At 41.4% G+C, this 13026-nt stretch carries 14 protein-coding genes; 7 read left to right on the top strand and 7 right to left on the bottom strand.

Features of this window, described 5'->3' with window-relative positions; genetic code table 11:
* On the bottom strand, window positions 1-187 hold a 187-nt coding region (locus RM049_RS09135), incomplete at its 3' end, for a calcium-binding protein (protein WP_416212626.1).
* A 380-nt stretch (window positions 188-567) separates the two neighbouring features.
* Here RM049_RS09135 and RM049_RS09130 point away from each other — a divergent pair.
* A complete protein-coding gene (locus RM049_RS09130) occupies window positions 568-1245 on the top strand; it encodes a polysaccharide deacetylase family protein (RefSeq protein ID WP_322703958.1) in 678 nt (225 codons plus the stop codon).
* A 230-nt stretch (window positions 1246-1475) separates the two neighbouring features.
* Here RM049_RS09130 and RM049_RS09125 read toward each other — a convergent pair whose 3' ends face one another.
* Together RM049_RS09125 and RM049_RS09120 are read right to left on the bottom strand one after the other, a co-directional pair.
* The gene (locus RM049_RS09125) at window positions 1476-1907 is read right to left on the bottom strand and encodes a DUF6006 family protein (protein WP_292816760.1); all 432 of its coding nucleotides are present in this window, start codon (window positions 1905-1907) and stop codon (window positions 1476-1478) included.
* Window positions 1908-2426: 519 nt separating this feature from the next.
* Window positions 2427-3404, bottom strand: coding sequence for a carbohydrate kinase (locus RM049_RS09120; protein ID WP_322671341.1), 978 nt, complete (start codon window positions 3402-3404; stop codon window positions 2427-2429).
* Window positions 3405-3766: 362 nt separating this feature from the next.
* Between RM049_RS09120 and RM049_RS09115 the strand changes: the two genes are divergently transcribed.
* The 5 genes from RM049_RS09115 to rfbB all read left to right on the top strand — a co-directional run bounded on the left by RM049_RS09115 (window position 3767) and on the right by rfbB (window position 7371).
* Entirely contained in the window at window positions 3767-4030 is a 264-nt protein-coding gene (locus tag RM049_RS09115) for a helix-turn-helix domain-containing protein (protein WP_292870113.1), read from the top strand.
* 284 nt (window positions 4031-4314) lie between these two features.
* Window positions 4315-4455: a hypothetical protein gene (locus RM049_RS09110; RefSeq protein WP_322703957.1), complete on the top strand. Its 141-nt coding sequence runs from the start codon at window positions 4315-4317 to the stop codon at window positions 4453-4455.
* Window positions 4452-5153, top strand: a complete 702-nt coding sequence (locus RM049_RS09105) for a DUF6391 domain-containing protein (RefSeq protein ID WP_322703956.1) — start codon at window positions 4452-4454, stop codon at window positions 5151-5153. The genes RM049_RS09110 and RM049_RS09105 overlap by 4 nt, the downstream gene beginning before the upstream one ends.
* 108 nt (window positions 5154-5261) lie before the next feature.
* Window positions 5262-6260 carry a glycosyltransferase gene (locus RM049_RS09100; protein ID WP_322704053.1) on the top strand — a complete coding sequence of 333 codons (999 nt, stop codon included), beginning with the start codon at window positions 5262-5264 and terminating at the stop codon, window positions 6258-6260.
* 49 nt (window positions 6261-6309) lie between these two features.
* Entirely contained in the window at window positions 6310-7371 is a 1062-nt protein-coding gene (gene rfbB, locus RM049_RS09095) for a dTDP-glucose 4,6-dehydratase (protein WP_322703955.1), read from the top strand.
* Here the strand turns inward: rfbB and RM049_RS09090 are convergent.
* Window positions 7298-8440 (bottom strand): HigA family addiction module antitoxin, encoded by a 1143-nt coding sequence (locus RM049_RS09090; protein ID WP_322671338.1) that lies wholly within the window; start codon window positions 8438-8440, stop codon window positions 7298-7300. The two genes, rfbB and RM049_RS09090, sit on opposite strands and share 74 nt — an antisense overlap.
* A 26-nt stretch (window positions 8441-8466) precedes the next feature.
* Window positions 8467-8766: a type II toxin-antitoxin system RelE/ParE family toxin gene (locus tag RM049_RS09085; protein WP_322671337.1), complete on the bottom strand. Its 300-nt coding sequence runs from the start codon at window positions 8764-8766 to the stop codon at window positions 8467-8469.
* A 425-nt stretch (window positions 8767-9191) separates the two neighbouring features.
* On the opposite strand from RM049_RS09085, the gene RM049_RS09080 reads away from it, so the two are divergent.
* On the top strand, window positions 9192-10385 hold the full coding sequence (locus tag RM049_RS09080) for a serine/threonine-protein kinase (protein ID WP_322703954.1): 1194 nt from the start codon (window positions 9192-9194) through the stop codon (window positions 10383-10385).
* A gap of 133 nt (window positions 10386-10518) precedes the next feature.
* On the opposite strand, the gene msrA is transcribed toward RM049_RS09080, so the two are convergent.
* Together msrA and RM049_RS09070 are read right to left on the bottom strand one after the other, a co-directional pair.
* Complete coding sequence (msrA, locus tag RM049_RS09075; protein ID WP_322703953.1) at window positions 10519-11187, bottom strand: peptide-methionine (S)-S-oxide reductase MsrA; 669 nt, start codon at window positions 11185-11187, stop codon at window positions 10519-10521.
* A 391-nt stretch (window positions 11188-11578) separates the two neighbouring features.
* Entirely contained in the window at window positions 11579-12901 is a 1323-nt protein-coding gene (locus tag RM049_RS09070; protein WP_322703952.1) for a hypothetical protein, read from the bottom strand.
* Between the last annotated feature and the right edge of the window lie 125 nt (window positions 12902-13026).

Below are 13026 nucleotides of genomic sequence, written 5' to 3'. Positions count from 1 at the left end.
AAGCGTAAGATGTGGTATCAGTTCCAGCACCACCATCAATGGTGTCAAAACCAAAACCACCATCTATGAAGTCATCGCCGTTCCTGCCAAACAGTTTGTCATCACCATCCAAGCCTCTGAGGGTATCGTTGTCATTACTGCCGAAGATAACATCATTGCCATTAGTTCCGGAAAAATTAATTGCCATGAGAGTTTATCCTGAATAAAGAGTAATTGTTAATATCAGGACTTACAATTTGCCAAAAAGACAATTATATGAAAAAGCTGTAATTTTCTTTTCCGCCCTACTTCTGTGACTACGATATTTCCTGTTGAGCTGACAACTAAAAAATAAGTTGAGTCAGCTAGCCAGGAATAAATCGTGATGTAAACTACATTTCCAACTAGGAAATAGGAACAAGGGAAAAACTCACTAACATTACAATGAGTGCTAATTCATATAACTGTACAAATGGACAGCGTGTAAGTTTTAGATATAAGACTGTTAAGCGTCCGAATCGCGCTTGACATCATCATATTAAGTAATCAGTGTAGTTACGCAAGATTACGGAAAAAAGAAAAAACTTTATGCAGCTAGCTCCCCTCTTCCCAATTTTCTACCGCATTCTCCAGCCGAGTTTTCCCAACTGCCTTTGGACTGGAAATTCTCATGCTAAAGCGATCGCACTCACATTTGATGATGGGCCACATCCGCAATACACACCCGAAGTCTTGGCAGTGTTAGATCGTTACAAGATTACAGCGAGTTTTTTTTGGTTGGGTGTTTGCGTCAACCGTTCGCCAGCTATTGCTAAAGCCGTTAGCGATCGCGGACACTGGATCGGATTGCATGGCTACGATCATCGCTCTTTTCCCATGCTTTCCCCAAATGACTTGAAGGACAGTTTAGAAAAAACCCAAGCTGCCATTTACAATGCCTGCAACCTGCAACCTCAACAAGTGCGAGATGTCCGCCCGCCTAATGGTTTCTTTACACCTGCTACTTTAAAATTGTTTTCTCAGTGGAATTACCGCCCAGTTATGTGGAGCGTTGTACCAGAAGACTGGGTGCGTCCAGGTGTAACTACTGTGGTAGAGCGAATTATGCAGCAGGTCAAAAATGGTTCAATAATTGTTTTGCACGATGGTGCTTGCGGTGGAGAAGATGTTGCTGCCACAATTCAAATTCTCATTCCACAACTGCTACAACAAGGCTATAAGTTTGTAACTGTTGATACTCTGTGGCAGCAAACTCAGGCTAACTAAAGTAACGTGAGTGCGACAAGCCCTTTTTTGACCTCTCCCCCAACCCCTCTCTGACACGGAGAGGAGAGCCAAAACCCTAATTTTTCATTGCTCCTCCCTTTCCCCGTGGGAGAGGTTCATCGAACTCACGTTAAAGTATTAGCCTGTCAAGTTAAATAAAAGTGTGGTACTGGCGTGTTTATTACTCAAACTTAGCGATCGCTTATTTACATATTTTGCATAGCAAATGTTTATCTGCGATTACGACATTGTAGTGGATAGCGCTTACCCCGCCATGTCGTCCAACCATCTGCTATTTTAGTACGACTGTTATATTTGAGATACCAGTTATCTTGTTCTGCACCTAAATAACGAATACCTAAATCCTGTTTTTGTCTGCTGGAAAAACGTTTTCCTAGAGGAACCCACGCACTACCGTTATCACTAAACCGCCCGACGAGACGGACACCAGAAGTAGTAGAGCAAACATCACCGTTACAACTAGTTTGTGGGTCATCGACTACTTTCCACTGCATTTTTGCTGGTCTACCGTCAATATTACAATCCCAGAGACCAAAGAACCACTCACCAGCAATTTGACTGGCTTTAACATGACTAGATGCCAATACCAAACTTGCAGGAACAATCGCCAAGCCCAAAAGCCATTTTGTGATGTTTTTCATAATGCTTCACCAATTCCTTAAGCTAATCTATGCTTTCTATTCACTTACACTTTCTATTCACTTATAGATATCAGTATTACTATTTATGCAGATCGTGAAAGTGTAAAGATTCAATGTTTTTTGTGCATAGACTGCAACACCTTCCTGTTTGTACAACTGAACGGATTAATCAATTACAAACGGGTGAACTGTTATACAGCAGATTTCAAGGAAAGTGAGGTACACAACGATTCGTCTGTTACGCAGGTATAAAGCGTGTTTTACTCCGTAATTCTGAATTATCCAGTATTTATCTAACTAATCTCAAAATCTATCTGACCTGAGTGCATTGCTCTCATACACTGAGGATAATTCAGAACTTCTAAAAGTAAAAATTGAATGCATTAACCTAATATCAAAACTTCTCCAACTGCGTTTATTGTTTAATATGACCGCAGAATGGTATGAAGATTTTTTTACATTTTCTAGTCGGGAGTATCAGCTACTAAATGCTGATATCCCAGTGGCTTATGCTAGTTCCTAGAGTTGATGTGTGGCGAGAAAAGCTTCGACTTCAGCAGCAGTAGGTTGAGAAGCGATCGCACCTGGTTTAATAGTAGTCAGTGCCCCAACAGCGCTGGCATAAGTGACAATGCGTTTTGCTGTTTCTGCATCTCGCAAGCTGTGGATACCATACTTACTCAGTTGGTGGATGAATCCTGCCAAAAAGCTATCTCCTGCACCAGTTGTATCAACTACAGGGATAGAAAACGAGGGTAGTTTGCCTTCGTTCTCACCCAGACAATAAGTGCAGCCGTTTTCCCCATCTGTCACCAATACCCCCTCAATCGAAGCTAGACGGTAAGTAATGGCTCCGGGATCTGCGGTTTCAAATAGCCATTCAGCTTCTTCTTTGGAGAGTTTGAGGAAATCAACTCGCTTAAATAATTCTGGAATTTTTTGATGGGCGATGTTTGGCTCTTTCCAAAATACAGGACGCCAGTTAACATCCAGCACAATTTTTAAGTCGTAATGTTCTGCTAACTCTAAAGCACGGTGAATTGCCGCTTCACTTTCAGGATAGGCTAATTCCAAAGTACCCAAAACCAGAAAATCTGCTTCTTGAAACAGCGAATCTGACAATTGTTTAGCTTGCAGGCGAGTATCGGCAAATTCTGCGGTATCGTACTGACCAAATCCGGCAAAGGTGCGATCGCCAGCCAGATCCCGTGTAACATAAACTTGCCGCGTTGGTGCTGTGGGATGGCGTTGTACTCCCGTAGTCTCTACACCTACATCTTGTAATAGCTTGACCAGTGCATTTCCTGGCTCATCTTCGCCAACAGCACCGATAAATCCTGCTGACATTCCCAGCTTGACTAAAGCACAGGCTACATTAGCTGGTGCCCCTCCTGGGTAGGGAGTCCAAGATTTCACTTCTTCCAACTTTAGCCCTAATTGATCGGCTAAACAATCAAACAAAATTTCACCAAGGCACAAAACACGGGGATTGCTCATCTCATTTTCAATTTTAGATTTTGATGTAGGATTATGAATTTACAGTATAAAATCTACAATAGTTTTTGCTAATCTGTCGCCAGTCCTTCATAGAATTAAATAGCAATTTTTACTACTCTTATAGCGTGTATGTGCTTCTAATCTCGCTTACTTTATCTCAGTGCTTAGACAATATGGTTGTCAAAATAAGCTATATTTATTACATGATATTTCGCGTGGTTTATATTTTTAGCAACTTGAAATCCAAAGAAAATATTGACAATCATATTACTGCTAACACTTGAAACCCCTACCAAGAAAAGAATCTTCTAGAATTAGAAAGAGCGATTAAGTACATATACCAAGGGAGGATAGAAATAGTCATGGCTGGTGGCAAGTCTGAGACCCCCGTTAGTCTGTCAGACAGAGAACTGCAAATTATCGACTTAGTAGCCGCTGGCTTAACTAACCAAGAGATTGCAGCAAAACTGGAGATTAGCAAGCGTACAGTTGATAACCATATCAGTAATATTCTCACTAAGACTGAGACAGATAATCGAGTAGCCCTTGTCCGCTGGGCTTTACAGTGGGGCAAAGTCTGTTTGAATGATGTCAATTGCTGTACTCTGCCTAACCAGATTGAATAAACAATTTACTAGTAGAAGCTTAATTGCTTTGGTCTGGTAAATTACAAGCCAATTTTGAGTTGTACTGATTGTTCCTCTCCTTACGCCTAAGTTTTCAGTGTGAACACTCTACCAAAAGTTCCGAGTCCTTCACTCAGCCGGAGTTTATGTAAGTGGAGCCAGCTGACCCTCGGACTCGGAAACTAAAAAGATCAGAATTCCTTTCCAAATTCAACAGAACAGATATAGGACTAAGGATTGGGGATTAGTGACTGGGGACTGGGGACTGGGAAGAAGCATCTACAATGCCCAATACCCCATGCCCCATGCCCAATACCCTAACTAAACAATCATCTACAAAAATTAGCAACAATTCAGTGGTGCAAGCGTTACATTTGAAAGAAATCTATGTTGCCCCATCGGCTTTGGGAGTAGTATTTCAATGAATACTTCCGCTTCTTTTCAGGGTAGCTGGTCTCCCTTTGAATTTTTTAACTTTGATTTTACGATACCTGTATCTGAGAAAGTTCCAAGTCTGGAAGACCAATCTTCAGACTTTCCGCAACCCACACAAGATGCCGACTTACTCAGACAGCTATCGTTTATTCCAGGGTTAAAAGAAATTTTGATGCTGCGGCAGGTTCACGCTTTAGAACATGCTACTGTTTGGGTTCTTAGCGAATCAAAAAGCGCCTATTCTGCTCCAGCAGAATCTACTAATGTTCAACTAGATAATGAACTATTAGGCGGTTTATCTACTGAGCAGGGATTCTACCTCTATGGTGAAGTAAATATTAGTGATTTGCGGCGTGCAGTCACACTTGCTCGACATCGCATCACCAGTGGAGAATGGGATTTGGCTGTACATCCCCGTTGTGGCACAAATTTGTCAGTAGCAATGCTCTTAACAGCTGGATTAGCTGTGGGTGTGCATCTGTTGCTACCATTTCGACCAATTGAGCAACTTATAGGTTTAGGATTAGCAGCGACGACAGCCGCAGAACTCGCACCTGATTTAGGTTCCATAGTGCAGCGTTACCTAACAACTGCCATTCCTTTTAACCTAGCAATTGAAAATATTACCCGTACACGCGATGTTTGGGGGCGTGAGGCACATTTTGTTAAAGTGGGCTGGCAAGAATGAAGAGAGCAAGAAGCACAAAGGCAGGGAGCAGAGGGGAAAAGAAGTAATTTTTCTTCTCTCCTTAATGCCCAATGCCCAATGCCCAATGCCCAATCCCCTAAAAAAATTATGAGAAAACTTTACTTCTTACTTCCCGGTACAGATAGCAAATTTGCCTGTGGTGGTCTTTGGGCTGAGTTAAAAGCACTTAATCTAGCTCATAATTTCTGTAGTGCTGATGTTGTAACTTACCGTCAACGCGAAAAAGATAAGCTTTTTATTGATGATTTGCTAAAAGAGAAAAATTTAAATGATGTAATTTTTGTAATCAGTTGGGGATTTGATATAGCTCAACTCGTGGCTAAACTTAAGCAATATAATGTCGTTTACCATGCACATAGTCCAGGTTATTCATTTAGGCTACCTGCAAGTATTCCAATCATGACTGTTAGCCGCTATACAATGGGATATTGGGGAGAAAAATCACCCAATTCTCTGATTTATTATTTGCCCAATCAAATTTCTGATGAGTTTCAAAATTTAGGTTTGGAACGGGATATTGATGTTTTAGTTCAAGCTCGGAAGTCTTCTGAGTATTTAATTAAAGAATTGATTCCGGCGTTGCAAAAACGTTGTAAAGTATTGGTTGTTGACTCATACATAGAGGATTTACCTGGACTATTTAACCGAGCTAAGGTTTACCTCTATGATTCGGCTGAGTACTGGGCACAACAGCGTGTTAGTGAAGGATTTGGTTTACAACCAATGGAAGCTCTTGCTTGTGGCTGTCAAGTATTTTCTAGTGTTAACGGTGGACTAGCTGATTACTTAGACCCTGGATTTAATTGCTATAAAATTGCTGGATATTCCCAAGAATATGATGTGCAACGGATTCTGAAGGTAATTGAATCTTCAGTAGCTTTTAGTTTATCTGAAGATTTTTTGGTTGAGCATCGTACTGAAAATATTATTAAGCGTTTCCAAGTTATTTTGGATGAGTTAAATGAGTTTTTTGACCATAAAATACAGCAGCCATCTAATATTAAGAGTTTGACTAAAATACGGATGGCGAAATTACTCGCTCAGAAGATATATGGTAAATTGAGGAAGAAATATTTTAAGTCATAGAAACGAACCGCAGAGACACTGAAAACACAGAGAAAAGAGAGGAAATTGAATGAGTCGGCGGTTATTAGTTACTGGGGGTGCGGGGTTTATTGGGGCAAATTTTGTGCATCATTGGTGTCAGGTTTATCCAGGCGATCGCGTGGTGGTGTTGGATGCTCTGACATACGCGGGGAATCGTCTGAATTTGGCGCCCTTTGAGGGAAGAGAGAATTTTCGGTTTGTGCAGGGAGATATTTGCGATCGCACCATCATAGACAACCTATTAGCAACGGAAAATATTGATACCATCGCCCATTTTGCCGCTGAATCTCATGTCGATCGTTCCATTCTTGGCCCAGCCGCTTTTGTGCAAACTAATGTGGTGGGAACTTTCACCCTACTAGAAGCTTTTCGGCAACATTGGGAAGCGAAAGCACAACCGTCTGATTATCGTTTCTTACACGTTTCTACTGATGAAGTTTACGGTAGCCTGGGCGCAGATGACGCAGCTTTTTGTGAAACCACACCCTACGCTCCCAATAGTCCCTATTCAGCTTCCAAAGCGGGTAGCGATCATTTAGTCCGTGCTTATTATCATACTTATCAACTTCCAACTATTATCACAAATTGCTCTAATAATTACGGGCCTTATCAGTTTCCCGAAAAACTAATTCCCCTAATGTGTATCAACACTTTGATCGGGAAACCATTACCTGTTTATGGTGATGGTAAAAATGTACGGGATTGGCTTTATGTGGGCGATCATTGCCGTGCTTTAGATGTAGTAATCAATCATGGTCAACCAGGAGAAACATACAATATTGGTGGCAATAATGAGGTGGAAAATATTAACCTCGTGCAACTTTTATGTCAAATGATGGATGAATTAGCACCTGATTTACCAATATATCCAGCCAAGCAGTTGATTACTTTTGTTAAGGATAGACAGGGACACGACAGGAGATATGCAATTAATGCAAACAAAATTAAAACTCAGCTTGGTTGGACGCCTTCAGTAACAATTGCTGAGGGTTTACGTTTAACAGTTGAATGGTATCTCAATCATCGTGATTGGTGGGAACCTCTGCTGTCTGAGGAATATCAAGCTTACTATCGCAAAAATTATCTGTAGAATGACCTAAAATTGGGCTAACTTTAACGAGTAATGGTCTCAAATTTTTATGGGGAACTAATTTGTCATAATGTAAGCGACCAAGAATTATGCCTGGATGTCTATTTTGATTGTGAGCAAATTCTTCAATCCCTTTCCGAGAAAAGACTTTTTTACTTGTAATAATAAATTCATTTAATGTCTGAGGATTTATTAACCAGTCAGCGGCTTTTTCGTTAGCTGCTCTTTCCTCATCATTCTCTTCTAACGCATCCAAATTATCTAAATAAGCTCCTTGATGTCCTAAAACAATATGTGCTAACTCATGCATGAGGGTGAACCAGAATGAATCTATCCGGTCATATCTCAATGTCAACGCGATAACGGGATTGCTGTTTAAATATAAGGCTGCACCATCCAAGTAGGTTTTGCTTAAATGCGACACAATTATAAAATGTACACCTAAATCTGCCAGCAATTTAGGAATCTGCACAATACTTTCTACTTGTTTCGCACAAGCAAGAATTTTAGGGATAGCAGTCTCAAGTTTTTTGCGTTCAAAACTAGCAACTGCTTGTTGTTTCGCTAGGTTCTCAACTTGTTTTACCCAAGCTATGCGAGAAGTTTCCTCTGGCTCTCGATGCTCGGAACAACGAAAATTAACATCTAGCTGGAGTATTTCATCTAAAGATGATATGCCGAAAAAATCACATACTTGCCGTTCTAAGTCATCAATTGAATCTGCTGCTTGAATCCACTTATTTTTGATTAGTTCAGAGATGGGAGCAATTGTATACAATCGACTTTTACGAGCTATATCTTGCTCTTTTTTTTCTTTTCCTACTAGATGAAGCCGATACTTTGCTTCAAGATTTGTCCAGAACTCTGGAGAAGTACCCAAGGCTTGAGAGAGTTCGATAGCTGTTTCAGGTGTAATTTGCTTGCTTCCCCGAATGATTTCATTGATGGTTTGAACTGGACGCCCCATAATTTCTGCTAAATCTTTCTGTGTCCAGCCACGGGCTTCTAATTCTCGACTTAAAATTTTTCCTGGTGTTGGTACTCTTGCTGGTGCTAGCTTCTGGCTCATATTGCTGTCTCCCCTGCTGACGAAAGTTAGTGGTAGTCTTCGATATCGATTATTGTGAGATAATTTCCCTGCTCATCCTCATCCACTGTCACAATTAGACGCCACTGATTATTCAAACGTAGAGAACGCTGTCCTTGTTTTCCTCGTTTTCCTGATAACTTCTCAAATCTCAATCCTTTTTGAGCATATAAATCTCGCTCGTCTACAGCAGCATCAATAATCGCCATGACTTCAAAAAAGTCATCAACCACACCTGGGTATTTATGAGCATCTTTTTCTGCTGTGTAAAGTGCTTCGAGTTTCTTTTTTTTAAACTGAAAACGCAAAGCTTCCCCCAAGTTAAATGCACTGGATTCTGCATTATATAACAGTTGGCTTCAGCCTTGGGGTGAATGACTGATATTTTAATTATAAATCTTATTGTGACAAGAGATTTAAGCAGTTTGTAAAGTTTGTTAGATAATCTTGAAAGTTAAGGCAAACCTATTCTGTAAAGGACTTTGCTATTTTCCTCCAACAACATATCTTGCTTGAGCTTGATCGTCTTCCTATCACTGTTTACAGTACAATTGTACTATATAATCTAACTAAAGGCAAGTTATGCAAAGCGTCTTGTTCATCCCAGTTACACAAATCAAATGCACAACAGCTTACTAAGACAGTAAGGGATTGCTGCCACAGTTTCTGTAGATAATGACTATCCTTAAATATAAGGGAATCAGATCAACGTAAATTGCCAGCAGGTGTTAAGATGCTGCAACCAGAACAAATATTACAAGATCGTTATCAAATCCAGCGCCAACTCGGCAACAATGGAATTCGTCAAACTTGGCAAGCATTGGATTTACAAGCCTCTGATGGCGAAAATTCGACCGTTGTGGTCAAACTTTTGGCCTTTGGCGGTACTGTGCAGTGGGATGACCTGAAACTTTTTGAGAGGGAAGCACAAATCCTTAAACAGCTAAATCATCCCCGCATCCCTCAATATATAGATTATTTTTGTATCGACGATCGCACCCTCTGGTTCGCCTTAATACAAGAATATATTCCTGGTGAGTCGCTTAAAGATAAACTTGCTATTGGCAAAAGGTTTAGTGAAAAGCGAGCCAAAAAAATTGCTGTTGAAGTTTTAAATATTCTCATCTATCTACATGAATTGAATCCTGGAGTTTTACATAGAGATATTAAACCGAGTAATTTAATCTGGGGCGAAGATAATCAGATTTATTTAGTTGATTTTGGTGCAGTTCAGGATAAAGCGGCAAAAGAGGGCGTTACTTTTACCGTTGTCGGTACTTATGGTTATGCCCCAATGGAGCAATTTGGTGGTCGAGCAGTTGCGGCTTCAGACTTATATGCACTGGGAGCGACTTTGATTCATTTGCTCACTGGAACTTCCCCCTCTGATTTACCCCAGCAGGATTTGCGACTGCAATTTACAGACCGAGTTAACCTCAGTCCCAGTTTTGTCAGTTGGCTACAAAAGTTGATAGAACCCGCTCCCGAACAAAGATTTACTAGTGCAAGCGTTGCGCTGAATGCCCTCAAATCGGGACTAACTGTCAAATCTGCAAATAAGAATCAGCTTTTGCCGTTAAAAGAAATAATCAACAATTCTGGATGCGGGATCAATAATCAGAATGAAACAGTTCCAGAGGAAATTCTTGGTTGGAATTGGGGTGCTTTTCTAATGCCTTGGTTGTGGATGTGGCCGAATCAAGTGTGGTATGGTTTATTCTGTTTTGTACCTAATGCTTGGTGGATAATGGCGATCGCACTTGGTGCAAAAGGCAATGAATGGGCTTGGAAAAGTAGACGGTGGCGCAGTATTGAACAATTCAAAGCCCATCAGAGAGGTTGGGCGATCGCTGGTATTCTACTTGGAGCGCCGATTAGTATTATGTTGTGGGTGCGAGCGATCGCTTTGCTCAAATCTGCATTTTAGTGGGGCATTGGGCATTGGGCATTGGGCATTGGGCATTGGGCACAAGAAAGAAGCAGAGGGGATGGGGGGCTGAGGGGAAAACTTACTGTAACTTCTCCCCTGCTCCCCTGCTCCTCTGCTCCCCTGCTTCCTTCTAACTACTAACTTGCGATTCAACTACACCCACGGGACAAGATACGTTTGTCCCTCCTAAACCACAATACCCGTTAGGATTTTTAGCTAGGTATTGCTGGTGGTAAGCTTCAGCGTAGTAGAATTCCGGCGCATCCAAGATTTCTGTAGTAATCTTGCCATAACCTGCGCTGTTGAGGGCTTGCTGATAAGCTTCCCGCGATGCTTCTGCTAGCTGCTTTTGATTTTCGGAATATACATAAATTCCCGAACGGTATTGAGTGCCAGTATCATTTCCTTGGCGCATCCCTTGGGTGGGATTGTGGCTTTCCCAAAAGACTTTCAGCAGTTCGGCATAACTAATCACTTTGGGATCGAACACAACCAACACCACTTCATTGTGACCTGTTCGCCCACTACATACCTCTTCATAAGTGGGGTTGGGTGTTAAACCAGCAGCGTAACCGACTGCGGTGGTGTAAACTCCTTTAAGTTGCCAGAATTTGCGTTCTGCACCCCAAAAACAGCCCAAGCCAAAAATTGCCTTCTCTAATCCATCGGGAAAAGGAGGTTTTAAGGGATTCTTGTTGACATAATGAGCTGCGGGTACTGACATAGATTGTGCCCTTCCTGACAAAGCTTCTTCAGGTGTGGGCATAACTGACTTTTTGCCAAATCCGAATAGTGCCATTGATTTTGACTCTGATATATATCTTTACCTTATTTACTATTGTAGGACTTACGCAGAAGAGATCCCTCAACCCCCTTAAAAAGGGGGCTTTTAAGATTCCCCCCTTAAAAAGGGGGGCTAGGGGGGATCAAGCTTTCAAGTTTTCAGTGCGTAAGTCCTGTATTGTAAAGATTCTGGCATCGCTTGGGGTCTTCTCAAAGCCATCCTTGGACTGTGTTGACCTTTACAGAAATAGTGCTGTAATCAAGCTCTTTCCTTGAGCGCCGTTTTGCAATCCTACTAACCCAGTCTTGCGAATCATTACTTAACCGCTCCAAAATTGAAATCGGTGTATTGACATTTCTGGCAACTTTTGAGTGGAGATCGTCACAGCAATGAACTGCGAATTGTTCTAGAAAAAGAACAATTGTGCTCGCAAATGAACAGGGGTATTGGGATGAGTAGCAATAGCGCGTAGACCATCCATTGTATTTGGATGTCGCATTTGGTTGATTTTTAGATAAAGCTTCTCCAGCGCCTCGGAAGGTGTATTGGGGTTTTTAGCGAGAGTTATGAGAAAATGAATTTGTACGCTAGATGGGGCTTGATAGTCTGTAAGTGCGATTAGCATAGTTGGTGGTGTTTTCAAAGAAGATGCGATCGCGCTTACTACATCATATTTATTCATTTGCAACAGATTTTCTAACACTTTTGGAGTAATGTCAGAACGTCTCACCAATCGAACTGCACTTTCTTCATACCTGGCTCGATTTAATGGCGAGACTCGTTGATGTTGCTTAACCAAGAAATCTGCAAAAAACTCTAGAACGGTAGAGGTTGCATTGGGATGGCTTGCGGCTTTGAAGGGTACATCTTCATCTGTATCCTGTGCAAGTTTTTCTAAAACCTTTGCAGGGGTTGAGGGATGAGCTGCAACCAATAGCCGGACAGAGGCTCGTCGATCGCTGGCTAACCGCTCTAGCAAGTCGATGGATGTTCCAGGTTTTCCCTCGATAAAATTGATGATGGCGATCGCAGTTTCTGATACATTTGGATGGATCTTGACCAGATCGCGAATTTCTTTCTCATTTTCTCCCGCTAGTTTTTCCAAGATTGCGCTCGGTGCTTGAGGATTTCGAGCAATTGCTTTATGCATCCTAAAATTTCTCCAATCTGCAAACTGATTTAGCAGGGATAAGGGTGCTTTGGGGTTCTGAGCGATCGCAATTTTGACGACATAGAAGCTTCCACGCTCGGCTAGTTGAAGCAATAACGATTCAGAAGTGTTCGGATTTTGAACGATCGCGGTAAAAAGTTCATCGAAATCAGATTCATCAGCATTCTCGTCATCGCAGAAAAGAGGCGGGTTTTCTACAAGTTGTTCCAGGATGTGAAGAGGTGTCTTTGGATTTCTAGCCACAGCACAAAGAATTTCCTCATCCTCGATTTTGGATAACTGAGCGATCGCGTTTTCACTAGTTGTTGTGCTACGCGCTAAAGAGAGTCTAACGAAATGACTCTCAGGATTTTCCAACAGCAAAAGATTGAAAATCGGGTTCGCCGTAATTGCGTCTGGAAACTCTTTACCTAATTTCAGCAACACTTTCGTGGGCGTATTTGGATTTTTAGCTACAGCCTCACGAACTTCTGGCTGAGGATGTAAAGATAGCTCCTCAAGCACCACAACCGAAGTGTCAACAGCCGAGGCTAATGCAAAATCGTTGTCATCAAGCATAGTAAAGATTCTTATATATATAGAAGAATGAGTTTTCCCAAAATCTAAGGACAGTTTTAGATTAGACTTTTACGAACCTATCCCACTAATGCCAGATTGTAGTAATCTATTTTTTGGCTTGAGTT

The sequence above is a fragment of the Nostoc sp. DedQUE04 genome, assembly GCF_034530995.1.
In the GTDB taxonomy this organism is placed as follows: domain Bacteria; phylum Cyanobacteriota; class Cyanobacteriia; order Cyanobacteriales; family Nostocaceae; genus Nostoc.
Note: the sequence above shows the minus strand (reverse complement) of the source record. Positions and strands in the feature narration are given on the sequence as shown.